This is a genomic window from Pantoea sp. Tr-811, from assembly GCF_011752535.1.
In the GTDB taxonomy this organism is placed as follows: domain Bacteria; phylum Pseudomonadota; class Gammaproteobacteria; order Pseudomonadales; family Pseudomonadaceae; genus Aquipseudomonas.
In genome coordinates, this window is record NZ_VWXJ01000007.1 from 36,233 (window position 1) to 53,668 (window position 17,436).

The 17,436-nt window shown below is 66.2% G+C and carries 10 protein-coding genes; 3 read left to right on the plus strand and 7 right to left on the minus strand.

Annotation, left to right across the window (positions count from 1 at the left end):
* Window positions 1–46: 46 nt before the first annotated feature.
* The 4 genes from F3J44_RS12420 to F3J44_RS12435 all read right to left on the minus strand — a co-directional run bounded on the left by F3J44_RS12420 (window position 47) and on the right by F3J44_RS12435 (window position 11,094).
* Window positions 47–4,507, minus strand: a complete 4,461-nt coding sequence (locus tag F3J44_RS12420) for an NEL-type E3 ubiquitin ligase domain-containing protein (RefSeq protein WP_167272742.1) — start codon at window positions 4,505–4,507, stop codon at window positions 47–49.
* 100 nt (window positions 4,508–4,607) lie between these two features.
* Window positions 4,608–9,086, minus strand: coding sequence for an NEL-type E3 ubiquitin ligase domain-containing protein (locus F3J44_RS12425; protein ID WP_167272745.1), 4,479 nt, complete (start codon window positions 9,084–9,086; stop codon window positions 4,608–4,610).
* A 64-nt stretch (window positions 9,087–9,150) separates the two neighbouring features.
* The gene (locus F3J44_RS12430) at window positions 9,151–10,173 is read right to left on the minus strand and encodes an AraC family transcriptional regulator (RefSeq protein WP_167272748.1); all 1,023 of its coding nucleotides are present in this window, start codon (window positions 10,171–10,173) and stop codon (window positions 9,151–9,153) included.
* Window positions 10,174–10,230: 57 nt separating this feature from the next.
* Entirely contained in the window at window positions 10,231–11,094 is an 864-nt protein-coding gene (locus tag F3J44_RS12435; RefSeq protein ID WP_167067282.1) for a LysR substrate-binding domain-containing protein, read from the minus strand.
* Between the two features lie 112 nt (window positions 11,095–11,206).
* On the opposite strand from F3J44_RS12435, the gene F3J44_RS12440 reads away from it, so the two are divergent.
* Window positions 11,207–12,313, plus strand: a complete 1,107-nt coding sequence (locus F3J44_RS12440) for a 2-aminoethylphosphonate--pyruvate transaminase (protein WP_167272750.1) — start codon at window positions 11,207–11,209, stop codon at window positions 12,311–12,313.
* Window positions 12,314–12,348: 35 nt separating this feature from the next.
* Entirely contained in the window at window positions 12,349–13,176 is an 828-nt protein-coding gene (phnX, locus tag F3J44_RS12445) for a phosphonoacetaldehyde hydrolase (protein WP_167067276.1), read from the plus strand.
* A gap of 112 nt (window positions 13,177–13,288) precedes the next feature.
* On the opposite strand, the gene F3J44_RS12450 is transcribed toward phnX, so the two are convergent.
* Complete coding sequence (locus tag F3J44_RS12450) at window positions 13,289–13,849, minus strand: NADPH-dependent FMN reductase (protein ID WP_167067273.1); 561 nt, start codon at window positions 13,847–13,849, stop codon at window positions 13,289–13,291.
* A 158-nt stretch (window positions 13,850–14,007) separates the two neighbouring features.
* On the opposite strand from F3J44_RS12450, the gene F3J44_RS12455 reads away from it, so the two are divergent.
* Entirely contained in the window at window positions 14,008–14,226 is a 219-nt protein-coding gene (locus F3J44_RS12455) for a hypothetical protein (RefSeq protein WP_167067270.1), read from the plus strand.
* Here F3J44_RS12455 and F3J44_RS12460 read toward each other — a convergent pair.
* Together F3J44_RS12460 and dnaQ are read right to left on the minus strand one after the other, a co-directional pair.
* Complete coding sequence (locus tag F3J44_RS12460; RefSeq protein ID WP_167272753.1) at window positions 14,210–16,459, minus strand: Orn/Lys/Arg decarboxylase N-terminal domain-containing protein; 2,250 nt, start codon at window positions 16,457–16,459, stop codon at window positions 14,210–14,212. The genes F3J44_RS12455 and F3J44_RS12460 overlap by 17 nt on opposite strands.
* A gap of 217 nt (window positions 16,460–16,676) precedes the next feature.
* Complete coding sequence (gene dnaQ, locus F3J44_RS12465; RefSeq protein ID WP_167272755.1) at window positions 16,677–17,435, minus strand: DNA polymerase III subunit epsilon; 759 nt, start codon at window positions 17,433–17,435, stop codon at window positions 16,677–16,679.
* Between the last annotated feature and the right edge of the window lies 1 nt (window position 17,436).

Consider the following 17,436-nt stretch of genomic DNA (forward strand, 5'->3'; position numbering starts at 1 on the left):
AAACCCAAGCTTGCAAGCCTCCCCCGCCAGGTGGCAGCAGGCAGGCTCACCCAGCGTGCTTGCCCGCCTGCGCCGCCAACGCTTCACGGGTCAAACGCAGCGTCAAGGCCTGCTGGGCCTGCAGCAGGCGCCTTGCCAGGGCGTTGGCCTGCTGCAGGTACTGCGACTCCTCCATCGTGCTCGAACTGGCATCCAATGCCTCCATCTGCAGCTGGATCGGTGCCTTCAGCGCCTCGTAATCCGAGGCATGGCGTTGCCACAAGTAGGCCTGCCAGAAATCGCGCTGGCTGACGTACTCGGCCAGGGCATCGCTGGCCTCGACCTTGCGCACATCCTCCAGGGCGGCCTGCAGCTTGGCCGCGTCGATACCCGCCAGGCGCTGAAACTGCAGGGTGCGCGGTTGCCCCGGCAACTCCAGTTCCCGGGCAAGGCCCGTGCGCAGGGCCAGGCTGACTTCCACCTCGTCCACGCTCACGCCCCTGGCGCGCTGCGCGCTCATTTCGTTGCGCGCCAACTGCTCGACCCGGTCCAGACGGAACAACCGCCGCGCCAAATGCAACCGCGCCGAGCCGTCGACATCCCCGCCGGCAACCACCTTGGCCACCTCTACGCGCACCTCTAGGGCCGCAAAGCAGGAGGCGATGCTGTCGGCACAGGTTCTCGACTCACTGGCCAGCATCAGAATGTCGCCGCGCAGCACGCTGTCCTCGCACAAGGCGTCGACCATCGCCCAAAGCCGCCGGGCAATGTCTTCCCTGGCCCGGCGAAAATCACTGGTGCTGGTCAACTCATCCAGCAACTCGAAAAACTGCTCGTGCCTGGGCTCATCCAGCAAGGCTTGCCATTGCTGGGCACGCTGGGCGCGCTCGGCTTCAGGCGCCGTGGCCAGCCACGCCTCACGGGCTCGCTCCAGGCTGCCAGGAACAGGCTCGCCGCCCACCCCTGAAAAACTGCTGCCCACCAGCCGGCGATGGATCGCCAGTGGCAGCGGATTACCGTCCACCATCAGGGCGCGGCGCAGCGCGTAGGAAGCACTGAGGACAGGTTCGCCAACAGTCGTCAGCAGGTTGTTGCGCAGGTCGGCAACTTCGATGAACACGCAGCGCTGCAACCCAGGGGGCACCTGCGTCAGCTGGCACCGGCGCAGGCGTAGTTCGCGCAGCGCACGCAGGCCACCCAGCTCGGGAGCGGCAGCGGCCAACGGGTTCTCGCTCAGGTCCAGCACCCGCAACTGGCTCAGCCTGCCCAGCCGGGCAATGGCCTGAGCCGAGAGCTGGATACGGTTATGACGCAGGCGCAAGTCGCGTAAATGCGGCAACTGCCCAAGGCCTTCGGGCAACTGCGCCAGCGCATTGTTGGCCAGGCTCAGGTACGACACCTGGGAAAAACAGCGCAGAAAATTCACTGGCAGCGTGCGCAACCCCAGGTTATCCAGTGCCAGCTCCCCGACATGGGAGAAGTCCGCACCCGCTGGCAGTTCCGGCAGGCTCTGCAGCGGCAGGTCGTACAGCTCCAGGCGCACCGTGCGCGGCCCTTCACTCATCAACCAGCCGCCGAACTGACGCCAGCAACCCCGCAAGCGGTTCGCAACCAACGAGCGGGCCGCACGCCCGGTAGCCCGTGTGGCGCCGCTCACCCAGGTATCGAGCCCTTGCGACAAACGCTCGAAGGCTTGTTCCTGACGCAGCAGCATCGTGAAGACCGATGTTGGGGTGCCCTGCAAACGCAGCAGGTAACGTTGTACATCCTGATCGGCCATGCCGGGGTACAACGCCCGCACCCGTTCACGCAGCACGGCGGCACGCGGTGCGCCACGGCCACTGAGCGGGTAGCCGAAGCGCCCATCGGCTAACCGGTAACCCGCCTGAAACCAGGGCTTGGGCGGGGCCATCGCCAACAACCTGGCCAGTGTCGGCTGATCCACCGGCAGCCACTGCTCCAGGGCCTGCAACACCGCTTGCGGGCTCTGCCAGGCCAACCGGGCGAGCTGAGCGGGTGGCAGGCTGGCCAATAGCGCCTGGGGCAACCCGGCCGGCTCTGCCAGCGCCCGAGGCAATTGCGATGCATCGCGGCCCTGCACACTGATACGGCCCTCATCCAGCACCCAGGTCGTCGCCTCGATGCCTTGAGCCTGTGGGCGCAGGCTTGCAAGCAGCGCACCGCTGGGCGAACCCATGCGCACCTGCAGGTTGAACGACAGCGGTAACTGCCCATGCTCACGCAAGAGTGCGAACACCAGTTGCAACGAATCCGAGTTGCACCGCCCCTGTAGATAAAGCCCTTCAAGCGCCCGGCTAAGGCGTGCGCCGCGGCTTAGCTGGCGGGCATGCTCGGCCACCCGCAGTGGCACCCTTGCAGCTTGCTCCATGCGCGAGCGCTCTGCTTCGCTGGCTTGGCCCAATACCTCCAGGGCATGGGCCCGGGGCAAATGCGCAAAGTCGCGTTGCAAGGTGGCCAGCAAAGGGTCGTCTCCCAGGTAGTTGCTGGCGAAGTGATCGAACAGCCGCGCGTGCCACAGGCCTTGCCGTTGCAGCAGGTCACGGTGCAAGGCTGTTTCACTGAACTCTGGCCAATCGACCTGGGTGGCACACCAGTTCAGCAGGCTTTGCTCGGCGTGCGCGCCCTGCCCTTGCCGCAAAGCGCGGAAGAAGGCCTGTAGCCGGGTGTCGGTGCTGAAGCGCTCCAGGGTGTCGCGCAGGCCAGCGGTAAGCGGGCGGTTCTCCACCAGCAGCCCGCGCAGGAACGCTTCGTCCACGCCGGCCACGCGCGCCACACGCTGCAAGCTGGCAGCGTCCATGCCTTCGGCACGCGGCCACAGGCGCCGTAACAACATCGCCGCCCCTTGCCACTCCAGCGGACGTTCCTGGCGCAAGCGCCAGCCACATTGCCCATTGAATTCCAGCGCTGGCCGGTAGGCCTCGGCGCGCTGGTTATGCACCAGCCACCAGGCCTGCTGCTCTGGTGCCTGCTGCACTTCATGGTACTGGCCATCCCGCTGCCACCAGTTGCGCCCTTCACTGTGCCACAAGCCGTTTTCAAGGCGGGCCGCCGACGGTGCCAGGGCCGGCACCTGGTAGCCCGTCAAATCACCGTCCCATAGCCGCGCCGCCCCCGAGGGCAGGGTCACCGGCTGCAGGCGATCGATTTTCGCACTGGGCACGAAGCCGCGTGCAACCACGCTGCCACCCGCTGCTACCGCAGCCGTCACTGCCAGGTCTTCGGCAACGCCCAGCATGTGCTCCAGCGCTTCCTGCCGATGGCCGTGGGACCAGGCCTCTGCCCCCTCGTACACACTCATGAGCAGCCGTACCACCTGCCTGGCCAGGAGCAATTGCCCCAGGCCAGGCAGGAACCCACCCACCAGGTTCAGCACCTGCAAACCTGCCGTTTCGAACGCCTGCCTGCGCGCCTCACTGGCAGCGCGGTCCACGTCCTGGGTGGGCACCAACAGCAAACGGGCATCCTCACGGGCGCGGGCCGCATGCTGGCGCGCCAGGGCGGTGAACGCATCGCCGGCCATGGCCTGCAGCTTTGCCGCCGGATCGGTGACAGGGTCCTGCAGGCGCTTGGCCAGCGTGCCCATGAATGCCGCCCGCTGGGCCAGGGCAATGCGGTTGAGGAACCCATCCCGATAGGCCGTAGCGTGCCATTCACGGCCCAACGCCTGGCCCAGTGCCGCCCAGTTGTCGGCCCCGCGCAACACCTGCGCGGGGTCGTTGCCAAGGTAGACGATCACCCGCTTGACCTCACCGGCCTGGTCGCATACCTCGAACGCCAGCGCGCCGTGTACAAGGCACGCCAACACCTCAAGCAAGCCGATGCGCAGCTGCTCGCCCTGGGGATGGCTTGGCCATTGCCCCTGGGCAAACTGGCGCAACATAAGGGCATCCGCCTGGCTGACCTGGCCCTGCAATTCGGCCAGTTCGGCTGCCAGGCGCAAACTGTCACGGGTATCCTGCGCCAGCAGGCGCTCGAATGTGCCCGTCAGGGCCTGGTCCAGCGCTTGCTGGTAACGCTGGCCGATGTCCAGGCTTCTGCACGTGTCGACGATGACGTCGAGTTGGTCGTACAACACGGCTTCGCTGGCATCGCTGCGCACCAGTGCCGTGCCTTGGTAAAACGTCGCGCCTGCCTCGAAGTTCTGCATCAAGCGCTGCACACCTGGCTGGCGCAACACGACGCGCTCCTCGATGGGTAGCGTGCGGTTGCCATCGGGCTTTACCGTGAAGCGCCGGCGTACCTCCAGCCAGGTGCTGTCGGCCAAGGCCAGCTGCGTTTGGCTGCGCCAGCGTAGCTCACGCTGCAAACCCTCCAGGGCAAATTGCCCAAGGTCTGGAATGCCGGCATAGGCAGCGTGCAAGGCCAATTGGCTCGCCTGGTGGGCCTGGAAGGCATCGCGCAGGCGATTGATCTGGGGCGCCGTCGCCTGCCGGAGCCAAGGCGGCAGTTGCTCAGCGATGAAAGCGTCAACGGGATGGGCAGAGGGGGTAACAGAAGGGGGCACCATGGGGGCTTCCTCGGCAAGAAAGCGCAGCACAGTCCGCCAGGAGGGCAACCGGCTGGAAGCTGGAAAGCTGCCCAGGCACCGGTGCCTGGGCTTGCCGAGGTCAGTTGGCCAATGCCTCGCGGGTCAGGCGCAACGCCAGCGCCTCAACCGCCGCTTGCCGTTCCATGGCCAGTTCATTGGCTGCCCGCAGGTAATCACCGCTGTCCGGGTGGGCACCGTCCAGTGCGTCCAGGCGCGCCCAGAACGGCGCCTCGACCTCGTTGAACGCCGCGCCATGTTCGCTGCGCAAGCTTTCCAGCCAGAAATCACGCTGGCTGATGTAACGCGGCAGCGCATCGCTGGCTTCAGCCAGGCGAACCCTGGCTGCAGCAGCATCCAGCTGCTCCCGGGTTACACCAGCGGTGGCCTCGAAGTGCATCGTGCGCGGCTGGCCTGGCAGTTCCAGCTCACTGGCCAGGCCCGTGCGGTAGGCCAGGCTGATCTCGATTTCATCCACGCTCTGGCCGCTGGCCTGGCGAGCCTGTATCTCGGCACGGGCGATGCCCTCGACCTGATCCAGGCGGAACAACCGCGTGGCCAGGCGCAGGCGGGCGCTGCGGGCCGCTATCGGCTCACGCTCGCGCAGGGCCTGGGCCACGTACAGCCGTACCTCCAGGGCGCTGAAGCACGACGCGACACTGTCCACGCAGGTGCGCGGGTTGCCCGCCAGGGCGAACAGTTCCTCACGCAGCTCGGTATCGCTGCCCGCATCCTCCAGCATGACCCACACCCTGCGCCGCAGGTCGGCCGGGAGCAGGCGGAAATCCCGGGTGCCCGTCAGTTCCGCCAGCAGCTGAAACAGGTTGCCGCTGCCCGCTTCGGCATGCAGCCTGTCCCACAGCTCGCCCCTGCTGCGCAGTACCTGCTGTGAGGCGCCCTCCAGCCAGGCTGCGCGGGCGGCGGCCAGCCGGGTCGCAGCGCCCTCGGCCGGCACCTGCGCAGCAGGCGTCAGGCCCAGGTGCTGGCGGATCGCCAGTGGCAGAGGGTTGCCCTGCAGCACCAGTGCCCGCCGCCACTGGGGCGGGGCATCCAGTATCGCCTGCGGCATGCTCGCCAGGTGGTTGTCGCGCAGGTCGGCCAGCTCCAGCTGCCCGCACCACTGCAGGTCGGCCGGGACGGTCAACAGGTTGGCGCAGCGCAGGTTGAGTTCACGCAGCCGGGCCAGTGGGCGCAGGTGCAGGCTGATGGCGCCCAGGGGGTTGAAGCTCAGGTCGAGCACGCGCAGTTGGGCCAGGTTGGCCAGCGTCGTTGCACTGCCCGTGCTCATGCGGATCTGGTTCCCGGCCAGGCGCAGGTTGCGCAGTTCGCGCAGTTGGCCGATGTCCGTCGGCACGCTGGTCAAGGCATTTTCGCCCAGGTTCAACCAGCGCAACTGCGGGAAGCTGCGCAAGAACCCTTCAGGCACCTGCTCCAAGCTCAAGCCGGTCAGGGTCAGCTCGGCGACATGGCCGAAGTCGGTGCCGGCAGGCAGGTCGGGCAGGCTGCGCAAGGCCATGTCGCGCAGCCTCAGGCTCATGCCTTGCGGCACATCCCTTTGGTCGACAATGCGTTCGCCAACCAACTGCCAGCTGCGCCGCAGCTGCCGGGCGGCACGCCGGCGCAGCGCCTTGGTTTCGCCGCTGCGTGCACGGTCGGCCCACACATCCAGGGCTCGCTTGAGGCTTCGATACTGCTGCTCCTGCATGAGCAGCGTGCGAAACGCCGAGCCGGGCTGCTCCAGCAAGAGGCTCAGGTAGAGCTGCACCTCGTCCTCATTGAACGCCGGGTACAAGCCGCGAATTCGCGCGCGCAGCAGGTTGTGTGAAACGTTGTCGCCCGGCACGCGGCCACTGAGCAGGTAGCCTACCCGGCCATCAGCGAGGCGCCGCATGGGGCTATGGGGTACGCCAGCGTCCTGCAGGCCCAGCAGTTGCAGCAGCGCTGCACGGTTGCTGGGCGCCCAGCGTTGCAGGTCATTGCGCAGCTGCTGCTCGGCTGCAGCCCCCACCCAGCCCAACCGGGCACGGTCTTCCGGAGCCAGGCAGGCCAGCAGGGCCTCGGGTAGCCCGTAGGGCCCTTCCCCTGTGCCCGGCCCGCCAGGCAGGCTGAACTCGCCCCCCGACCTCACCAGCACCCTGACGGCCACCCCAGGCCCTGGCGTGTGCAGGCTGGCGAGCAACTCACCCGTTACCGATCCCTCGCGCAGCTCCACTGCCACGGCCGCCGGCCAGCGGCCAGGTTGTGCCAGCAGCGCGAACACCAACCTGGCTTGGTCCGGGCGATAGCTGCCCTTGAGGAACAGGCCCTCGCGCACCCGCGTCAACTGCGCGAGCTGCAACAAGCGGCGCGCCCGTTGGGCCACCGCCAGGGGTATGCGTGCACGCGAGCGCATCATCACCCGTTGCTCGGTGCTGATCTGCCCGAGCAGGTGCAGGGCGTAAGGTTTGGGCAGGCCGGGAAAGTCCCGCTGCAGCAGGGACAGTTGCGGGTCATCCGCCAGATGGCGGCTGGCAAAGTGTTCGAACAGCCGCCCCCGCAGGTACAGCGCTTCCAGCGTGAAGGTGTCGCGCTGCGTCTGCAAGCCAAGGTCCTGAATGCCCAGGTCATCCACGCACCATTGCCAAAGCTCGGTATCAGCCACGTGCTCGCCAAGGGCGGACAGAAACCGGTCTACCCTGGCATCCACGGCAAAGCGCTCCAGTGTGTCACGCAGCGCTACCGGCAATGGGCGGTTTTCCACCAGCAGGCCACGCAACTGTAGCTCATCCACGTCAGCCACCCGAAGCACCTGGGCAACTTGTTCCTCGTCCAGCGCCTGCGCAGGCGGCCACAGGCGCCCCAACAGGTGCCCCGCACCCTGCCACTCCAGTGGCCGCTCATGGGCCATGCGCCAGGCCCGTTCACCGTTGTACTCCAGGGCCGGGCCATAGGCCCGTGGCTGACGGGCATCGAGCAAGCGCCACGGGCCTTCGGCAGTGGTCGCGCGCACCCGATAGTACACACCCTGGTGCAGCCACCATTGGCTGGAGCCATCGCTGAACAGGCCATTTTCCAGTTCGACCAACCCTGCTGGCGGGGCCGGGTCCTGGTAGGCGCCCAGGTCATTGGCCCACAAACGCAGCTCACCCACATCGGTGACCACCGGTTCCAGCCCTTGCACCCAAGGGCTGCGAGCAAAGGCCGTGGCCACCCCCTTGGCGCCACCGAGCACGGCGGCGCTGACCGCGACCGTCTCGGCCACGCCCAGCACATGCTCCAGTGCCTCGTGCTGATGGCCCCGGGCCCAATGGGAAACCCCTTCACAGATTTGCCCCAGGGTTCGCCGCACCATGTCCGCCAGCAGCAGGCTGCCCACCCCCGGCACGTACAACCCGGCCAGGTTGACCAGCGTCAGGCCCGCCGAGGCCAGTTGCGCCAGGCGTTCGGAGGTTTGCCGCGCCTGCACCTGGGCGGTGGGCACCGCAAGAAAGCGGGCATCGTCACGTATACGGTTGATCCGCAGGCTGGCCAAGCTCGCGAACAGTGAACCTTCCAGGTAGGCAGGCGCCGGGGCGAGGTCTGGCGCGGCATCCAGCAGGCGCTTGCCCAGGGTTTCAAGAAAGGCGCCCCGATCCTGCAAGGCAACACGCGCAAGCAACAATGCCCGCTTTTTCGGGTCGTTCATCCATTGCAGCAAGGTCGCATTGACTGCACCCCAGCTCGCCAGGTGCAGCACGGGTTGCAGCGGGTCGTCGGGCAAGCACAGCAGCACCGCGTTCACCTGCGTGCGCACGCCGATACCGCCAAGGTTGGGCAGCCACGAGCCACTGAGTTCGACCAGCCACATGCCGGACAATGTGCTGCCCAACAACTGCAGCTCGGCACAGCGTATGCCCGGGCTATCGATGTGGGTCGGCACCTGCCCGGCCCCCAGCGCACGCAACACCCCTAATTCATCGGCTGGCAACGAGCGCCGCGTGGCGGCAACCTCGGTCATCACCTGGAACGTGCAGCGTATGTGCTCGGTAAGGTCGTGGGTGAAATCGCCGCTGAACAGCTGCTGCAGGTGGTCCTGGTATCGTTTGCCCGCATCGACCTGGCGGCACAGTGCCACAACCTGGTCAGATGCCTTGGTGATGACCTGTTCTTCGGCTCCGGTTGCGGCATCTGCCGGGTACACCAAGGCGGTTTCGCTATAGAACGACTCACCCGCCTTGAAGTTCTGCATCAGCACCTGCAGCGCAGGCACCGTTACGAAGTACGAATCCCCCGTGGGCAGCTCGCCTGGCTTGACGACAAAGGTTCGCCGCTCTTCCCGCCAGCAGGCCAGGGCCAGGTCGATGTCCAGCCCCATCTCGCGGCTGATGTGTGACTGCAGCAAGCCCCGGACGAAATCGTCTGGCGCCAGCAGGCGCTCGTACACGCTCGCTACCTTGCGCAGGCTTTGCATGTGCGCGGCAAACGCACGGCGCAGGGTGGCCAGCTGGGCAGGGGGCGCCGCCTTCAGCCAGGGCGGCAGGATCTCGCCGATGAACTGGTCGGTGGCCTGTTCGATTTTGCTGGGTAATGTGGTTGTAGGCATTGCGGATAACCCCTGGAGGAAACCCGCAACGCTGGGCCATCGGCAGGCCGCGAAGCAGAGGGAATCAGTGACTGCATTGCCGCGCCAGGATCAACGCACGGTAGTGCCCGGGGTTGCAGCCGAACCACTTGCGAAACGCCTTGTAGAACGAGCTGCTGTCGGCAAACCCCAGGCGTTCGGCCACCTCCCCCATGGCCAGCTCCGGGGTGGCCAGCCAGGCGATCGCCAACTCCCGGCGCACGCTGTCCTTGAGCCCCTGGTAGGTCTGCCCTTCCTCGGCCAGGCGCCTGCGCAAGGTCGATGCCGACAGGCACAGGCGCTGTGCCAGAAGCTCGGCATCGGGCCACAGGCTGGGCGGCTGCTGTGACAGGTCGTGGCGAATACGCCGGCCCAGGCTGGCCGGGTCGCGGTACTTGACCAGGATGTTGCCCGGCGCTTCGGCCAGAAAGCGCTGCAGTTCTTCTTCCGTGCGCCGCAGCGGCACGTCCAGGCAGTCGGCGGCAATGATCATGCGGCTGCGCGGGCGCTGGAACTGCAGGTTCTCGGAAAACATCACCCGGTAGTCGTCGCAAAAGGGCGGCTCGGCGCAGCGCAGTTCGATGGCCAGAATCGGAATGCGCCGGCCCGCCAGCCAGCAGGCGACGCCGTGCACGATCATCCAGAAGGTGAAGTAGGTAAAGGCCCGGCGCGGTGCATCGCGGGGCTCGTTGATCACCACCTCGGCCAGGCTCTGCTGGCGCACCAAGCCAGGCTGCAGGTCTTCGAGCATCAGCGACAGGAAACCCAGCGCGGTTTCCAGCCCCGCGCCCAGGGTCGGCTGGGCCATGCTCGCCCGGCACATGAAGGCCAGGCTGCCGCTGCGCAGGCCGCGCGGGTCCATGGCGAAGAACTCATCGTTGCAGCGCCGCGCCAGCAGGCGCCAGAGCCGGGCGTAGGCGTCGGCGCTGACCCTTGCCGCAGGCAAGTGCAATTGCTCGACGGCTATCCCGGCCCTCGCCAGCAAGCCACGGTCGGGCTCGCCGGCGGGGCAGGTTTGCAACAGCGCTTCGCGCACCAGCTGCATGGAAATGGTGTCTTTCTCGCTCATCGACGGTCCTGTCGGCTCAATGCCGGGCATCTTAGACCGCCCTGGGCGCCACGGCCATCACAGGCCGGCCGCCAAACCCAGGAACGCCTGAATCAGGCGCAACTCGCGGCGGCGCTCCAGGCAACCGATCAGGTGCTGGTTGACCAGGCCTTCGCCCACCAACGGCCGCGCCACCACCCGTGGGTCGTTGGCCACCTCGGTGGACGACACCACGCCGATGCCCAACTGCGAAGCCACCGCCTCGGTAACCGCTTCACGGCTGTCCAGCTCAAGCAGCACGCGCGGCTGCACGGCGGCCTTGGCGCAGGCCTTGTCGAAGGTGCGCCGGGTGGTGGAGCTGGGCTCGCGCAGCACCATGATCTGCTGGTGCAGCTCGGCCAGCGGCAGGTCGTGCTCGCCACTGGCCCAGGCATGCCCGGCTGGCAGCAAGGCGCACAGCCGCGACTCGCACAGGGCCTGCAGGTGCAGGCCCTTGCGCGGCTCGATTTCGGTCAGCACGGCCACGTCGGCGTGCTCGCTGAGCAGCGCGGCCAGGGTTTCCTGGGCATTGCCCAGGCGCAGGTTGACGGTGATGCCCGGGTAGCGCTCGCGCAGCAGCGCCAGCATCGGCATGACCCGGTGCGGGCCGTCGGCGGCCACCTCCAGGCGCCCGGTCAGCAGCTGGCGATTGGCTTCGAGCATGGCCTGGGCCTCCTCGGCCAGGCCAAACATGGCGCGGGTGATCGCCGCCAGGCGCGTGCCTTCCTCGGTCAATTCCACCCGCCGGGCGGTGCGCCGCAACAGGGTGATCTGGTAGTGCTCCTCCAGTGCCTTGACGTGCCCGGTCACCGCCGGCTGGCTGATGAACAGGCGCGCGGCGGCGCGGGTAAAGCTGCCCTCACGGGCGACGGCATCGAAGGCGCGTAGCTGGAACAGGTTCATTCGTATCGGCCTGACTTATAGCTCGGATAACAATAAACAATTTGATTGATAGCAGCCGCAATTGCAACCTAGGCCCCGTAGTTTCAGCCCACCGCTTGTGAGGAATAACGGAATGAGCAACGCCCCGATTCTGCTGACCCCAGGTCCATTGACCACATCAATCCGCACCCGCCAAGCCATGCTGGTGGACTGGGGCTCCTGGGACCGCGACTTCAACCAGCTGACCGCCAGCGTCTGCGAGCAACTGCTGGCAATCATCGACGGCAGCGCCAGCCACCACTGCGTGCCCCTGCAAGGCAGCGGCACCTTCGCCGTGGAAGCGGCCATCGGCACCCTGGTGCCACGCGACGGCAAGGTGCTGGTGCTGATCAACGGCGCCTACGGCCAGCGCCTGGCGAAGATCTGCAAGGTGCTCGGCCGCACCTACAGCACCTTCGAAACCGCCGAAGACCAGCCCACCACCGCCGCCGATGTCGACCGCCTGCTGGCCGCCGACCCGGCCATCACCCACGTGGCGCTGATCCACTGCGAAACCAGCACCGGCATCCTCAACCCGCTGCCGGACATTGCCCAGGTCATCAAACGCCACGGCAAGCGCCTGATCATCGACGCCATGAGTTCGTTCGGCGCACTGCCCATCGATGCCCGCGAGATTCCCTTCGAGGCACTGATCGCAGCCTCTGGCAAGTGCCTGGAAGGCGTGCCCGGCATGGGCTTCGTGTTTGCCGAGAAAACCGCCCTGGCCGCCGCCGAAGGCAATGCCCACTCCCTGGCCATGGACCTGCACGACCAGCATGCCTACATGGCCAAGACCGGCCAGTGGCGCTTCACCCCGCCTACCCACGTGGTCGCCGCCCTGCACGAAGCGCTGCAACAGTACAACGAGGAAGGTGGCCTGCCGGCTCGCCACCAGCGCTATGCCGACAACTGCAAGACCCTGCTCGACGGCATGGCCGCCATTGGCCTGCGCAGCTTCCTGCCCGCCGAGATCCAGGCGCCGATCATCGTCACCTTCCACGCCCCGAACAACCCGCGCTACCAGTTCAAGGACTTCTACGAGCGGGTCAAGGCCAAGGGTTTCATCCTCTACCCCGGCAAGCTGACCCAGGTGGAAACCTTCCGCGTCGGCTGCATCGGCGTAGTAGGTGCCGATGGCATGCAAGCCGCCGTGAATGCCGTGGCCGCGGTGCTGCGGGAAATGGAAGTGCTGGACATCTAACCCCTTTGCCCACCCGAATTCAGGAAAACGCGCACATGAACTACAGCAACCCTACCCAGCTGCAAGCCGCCATCCTTGACTGGGCCGGCACCGTGGTCGACTTCGGCTCCTTCGCCCCTACCCAGATCTTCGTCGAGGCGTTCGCCGAGTTCGACGTGCAAGTGTCCATCGAAGAGGCCCGGGGCCCAATGGGCATGGGCAAGTGGGACCACATCCGCACCCTGTGCGACGTGCCGGAAATTGCCGAGCGCTACCGCAAGGTGTTTGGCCGCACGCCGACCGACGATGACGTCACCGCCATCTACAACCGCTTCATGCCCCTGCAAATCGAGAAGATCGCCGTGCACTCGGCGCTGATTCCCGGCGCCCTGGACACCCTGACCGGCCTGCGTCAGGACGGCCTGAAGATCGGCTCGTGCTCGGGCTACCCAAAGGTGGTGATGGACAAGGTGGTGGAGCTGGCGGCGAACAACGGCTACGTCGCCGACCACGTGGTGGCCACCGACGAAACCCCCAATGGCCGCCCATGGCCGGCCCAGGCCCTGGCCAACGTGATTGCCTTGGGGATCGATGACGTGGCGGCGTGCGTGAAGGTCGACGACACCGTGCCGGGCATCCTCGAAGGCCGCCGTGCCGGGATGTGGACCGTGGCACTGGTGTGCTCGGGCAACGCCCTGGGGCTGACCTGGGAAGGCTACCGCGCCTTGAGCGCGGAAAAGCTGGAAAGCGAGCGCAAGCGCATTCACCAGCTGTTTGCCGGGTCGCGGCCGCACTACCTGATCGACACCATCAACGAGTTGCCGGAAGTGATTGCCGACATCAACCGCCGCTTGGCCAAGGGTGAGATGCCGCAGGCGTTCTGATTGATCGGTGCAGGGCCATTCGCGGGGCAAGCCCGCTCCTACACAGGGCGGTGAACTACCTGTAGGAGCGGGCTTGCCCCGCGAATGCGTCGGGTCAGGTAACAACGATCAATCAGACCGCCCGGTTCAACTTCACCCAGGACGCAAACTTGTCGATAAACCCTTGCAGGAACGGCCGGGTCTTGTCATTGAGCTTGCCAGCCTCGTCGAACAGCGTGGCCGCGCCACCGATGTACGCCTCGGGCATCTGCATGCACGGCATGTCGAGAAACACCAGTGACTGGCGCAGCGCATGATTGGCACCAAAGCCGCCAATGGCCCCCGGCGACACACTGGCCACCGCGGCTGGCTTGCCGCTCCAGGCACTTTGCCCATAGGGCCGCGAGCCCACGTCGATGGCATTCTTCAGGCCACCGGGCACCGAGCGGTTGTACTCCGGGGTCAGGAACAGCACCGCATCGCTGCGGCGGATCTCGTCGCGAAAGCGCTTCCACGCCTCGGGCACACCTTCGGCCTCGACATCTTCGTTGTACAGCGGCAGGTCGCCGATCTCGACGATTTTCAGGGCAAGGCTGGACGGCGCCAGCTCCGAAAGTGCGCGGGCCACCTTGCGGTTGTAGGAATCCTTGCGCAAGCTGCCGACGACGACCGCTACCGAATACACCTGGCTCATGGCGATTTCCAACCTTTGCTGGGGAAAGGGACGTCAGTAGTTATAGATGACCGTTCCTCGGCACCTGGGTTTTTTTTCCGCAAGGCGAAAACTTCCAGGTATCTTTCACGGTCTATCCCTGCAGACATTTCCTACGTAATTCAGAGGTTTTCACCCAAATGGCAGCAGTAATGGTCGGCCAATTCCACGCCCGTGACGCCGAAGGCCGTATCTACCCCGTCCACGAATTCCAGGAGTCCACCCTCCAGGCCGACGGCAGTATCCAGGGCGCCCCGATCACCACCTATCGCCTGGCCATCGGCGACCGCGTCAACCACCTGGGTGAAGACCGCTTCGAGCTGGCGCAGTCGGGCGTCGAGATCATTCGCATTCCTTGATGCAGTCCACCGTGTACTGGCCCCACTCGTTCTGCAGGCCGTGCACATCGGCGACGAAGCCTGGGAAACCACGGTTGAACGCCCGGGCGAACGCCAGGTAGTCGAGGATCGAGCGGGTCGCTTCGGTGAACCGCTCGCCCGGCATTATCAACGGGATGCCAGGTGGATAAGGCACCAGCATCACGGCCGCAACCCGGCCTGACAGGGCCTCGATCGGCACCGCCTCCACCTCCCCCCGCACTATCTGGTCATAGGCCTGCGCTGGGCTCTGGGCCACCTCCGGCAAACGGCTGAACAGGCGCTTGAGCTGCTTGGCCGTGGCATTGCTGCGGTAGCATTCATGCAACTGGCCGCACAGGTCACGCAGGCCCAACCCCTGGTAACGCGCAGCGTCCACCGCGACAACGCTGGGCAGGCAGCTCGCCAGTGCGGTATTGGCGTCGTAATGGCGCTTGAACTCCAGCAGCTCGGTCAGCAGCGTGCTCCATTTGCCCTTGGTGATGCCCATCGAGAACAGCACCAGGAAGCTGTACAGGCCCGTCTTCTCCACCACCAGCCCACGCTCCCACAGGAACTTGCTGACCACCGCCGCAGGAATGCCACGCTCGCCCAGCACCCCGTCGGCACTGAGCCCCGGCATCACCAGGGTGACCTTGAGCGGGTCGAGCAGCACATAGCCTTCGGCCACCTCGCCAAAGCCATGCCAGGGCGCCCCCGGTTGCAGTTGCCAATCCTGGGCTGCCAGGCGGTGGATACCTTCGGTGGCCGGCGGCTGCCAGATGCTGAACCACCAGTCGTCGGCAGCAATGTGCTCGCGCAGGTTGGCCAGGGCGCGGCGAAAGCTCAAGGCCTCGTCGAACATTTCCTGCAGCAGCGAACGCCCCGCCGGGCCTTCCATCATGGTCGACGCCACGTCCAGCGAGGCAAGGATGCTGTACTGCGGCGAGGTGGAGATGTGCATCATGAAGGCTTCGTTGAAGCGGTCGCGGTCCAGCTGACGCTGGGCCCCGTCCTGCACGTGAATCATCGACGCCTGGCTGAACGCCGCCAGCAGCTTGTGGGTGGAATGGGTGCTGAACACCAGCGGGCTGTCGCCGCTGCAGGCGGTGCCCATGGCGAAGCGCCCTTCGAAGAAATCATGGAATGCGGCGTAGGCGAACCAGGCCTCGTCGAAGTGCAGCACCTCGACACTGGCGCCCAGGGCCTGCTTGATCAGCCCGGCGTGGTAGCACAGGCCGTCGTAGGTCGAGTTGGTCACCACCGCCAGTTTGATCCGCGGCTCGCGGCCCCTGGCCAGCGGGTTGGCCTGGATCTTCGCCTGGATCGACGCGGGGCTGAACTCGCTGAGCGGGATGGGGCCGATGATGCCCAGCTCGTTGCGTTCCGGGCACAGGTACAAAGGGATGGCCCCGGTCATGATGATCGCGTGGACCACCGACTTGTGGCAGTTGCGGTCGACCAGCACCAGGTCGTCGCGCGCGACCATCGCGTGCCAGACGATCTTGTTGGCGGTGGAAGTGCCATTGATGACGAAGAAGGTGTGGTCGGCGCCGAAGTTGCGCGCAGCGCGAGCCTCGGCTTCTGCCAGAGGGCCGGTATGGTCGAGCAGCGAACCCAGCTCCGGCACCGACACCGACAGGTCCGAGCGCAGGGTGTTTTCCCCGAAGAATTGGTGAAACGCCTGCCCCACCGGGCTCTTGCGGTAGGCCACGCCACCGCCGTGGCCGGGGGTGTGCCGGGAATAGTTGGACTGCGCGGTGTGCTGCACCAGGGCCTTGAAAAACGGTGGCAGCAGGCCGTCGAGGTAGTTGTGCGCGGCGCGGGCCACTTGCCGGGCGAGAAACGGCACGGTGTCTGCGAACAGGTAGAGGATGCCGCGCAGCTGGTTCAGCTCGCTCATGGCCTCGGCAGGGGCGTTTTCCAGGGTGACCTGCTCGCCCAGGGCGAAAATCGGCAGGTTGGGTGCACGCAGGCGGGCCAGGCGGATCAGCTCGGCCATGTTCTGCAGCAGGTGGGTGTTGTCGCCGGCGCCTTCGGCGGCGATCAGCATGCAGGCCAGGCCATGGTGGGTGGTGGCGACCAAGCGCGCCTCGGCGTGGTCGGCGGCCTTGATAACGGCAAAGCCGTCCTGGCTCAGTTCATCGGCAATGCCCCGCACGCGCTCGCCAGCGACGCTGTCGGCCTTGATGGCGCGGTGCACGATGAGAATCGGGAACTTGAGGTCCTTGTACATCCGGCTACTACCCCCGCAGGACTGGTTGTCCTATTGAGGGTAGTAGAGCGTTGTGTTGCCTGTGCGGGCCCTATCGCGAGCTGGAGCCGGCGTAATTTCCTGTAGGAGCGGGCTTGCCCCGCGAACACCGGCGCGGCCGGTGCCATGCACCGCGTCGCTTGCTTCGCGGGGCAAGCCCGCTCCTACAGGATTATCTTTTCAATCAGAGGCGAACCCTTCAACCCGCAGGCGTCTCGGTCAAGGCCTGCCACATCGAAGCCCCCCCCGCCGACTTGGCCACTGCCGCCAACCGCTCGGCATGGGCCTCCAGTTCCTCGGCCGAGGCCATGATCACCCGCCCCGGCGCCCGCCCGACAATCCGGCGGATCTCGCTGCCTGTCCCGCCCTGGCCATCCCCCTCACCGTCGGCCCCATGCCCTGCCAGCGACAGGCTGGTCTGGCCACCGGTCATTGCCAGGTAGACGTCAGCCAGCAACTCGGAGTCGAGCAGTGCGCCGTGCAGTTCACGGCCGGAGTTGTCGATGTCGTAGCGTTTGCACAACGCATCGAGGCTGTTGCGCTGCCCCGGGTGGCGGGCACGGGCCAGCAACAGGGTATCGAGGATGGTGCAGTGGTTGGCGATATCGGCCCGGTCGGCCTGCCCCAGCAAGGCGAACTCGTTGTTGATGAAGCCAACGTCGAACGCTGCGTTGTGGATGACCAGGGTGGCGCCCTGGATGAAGTCGAAGAACTCCTCGGCCACATCGGCAAAGCGCGGCTTGCCGACCAGGAACGCATCGGTGATGCCGTGGACGTTGATCGCCCCCTCGTCACTTTCGCGGTCGGGTTGCAGGTAGACGTGGAAATGCCGCCCGGTCAGGCGTCGGCCCATGACCTCGACACAGCCGATCTCGATGATCCGGTGGCCTTCGCTGACCGGCATACCAGTGGTTTCGGTATCGAGAATGACCAAGCGTTTATCTTGCTGCTGCTCCACG

Bases quoted from the DNA above. Each gene is read 5' to 3' on its own strand.
- F3J44_RS12420 (WP_167272742.1), bottom strand. From the start codon at position 4,507: ATGGTGCCCCCTTCTGTTACCCCCTCTGCCCATCCCGTTGACGCTTTC.
- F3J44_RS12425 (WP_167272745.1), bottom strand. From the start codon at position 9,086: ATGCCTACAACCACATTACCCAGCAAAATCGAACAGGCCACCGACCAG.
- F3J44_RS12430 (WP_167272748.1), bottom strand. From the start codon at position 10,173: ATGAGCGAGAAAGACACCATTTCCATGCAGCTGGTGCGCGAAGCGCTG.
- F3J44_RS12435 (WP_167067282.1), bottom strand. From the start codon at position 11,094: ATGAACCTGTTCCAGCTACGCGCCTTCGATGCCGTCGCCCGTGAGGGC.
- F3J44_RS12440 (WP_167272750.1), top strand. From the start codon at position 11,207: ATGAGCAACGCCCCGATTCTGCTGACCCCAGGTCCATTGACCACATCA.
- phnX (WP_167067276.1), top strand. From the start codon at position 12,349: ATGAACTACAGCAACCCTACCCAGCTGCAAGCCGCCATCCTTGACTGG.
- F3J44_RS12450 (WP_167067273.1), bottom strand. From the start codon at position 13,849: ATGAGCCAGGTGTATTCGGTAGCGGTCGTCGTCGGCAGCTTGCGCAAG.
- F3J44_RS12455 (WP_167067270.1), top strand. From the start codon at position 14,008: ATGGCAGCAGTAATGGTCGGCCAATTCCACGCCCGTGACGCCGAAGGC.
- F3J44_RS12460 (WP_167272753.1), bottom strand. From the start codon at position 16,459: ATGTACAAGGACCTCAAGTTCCCGATTCTCATCGTGCACCGCGCCATC.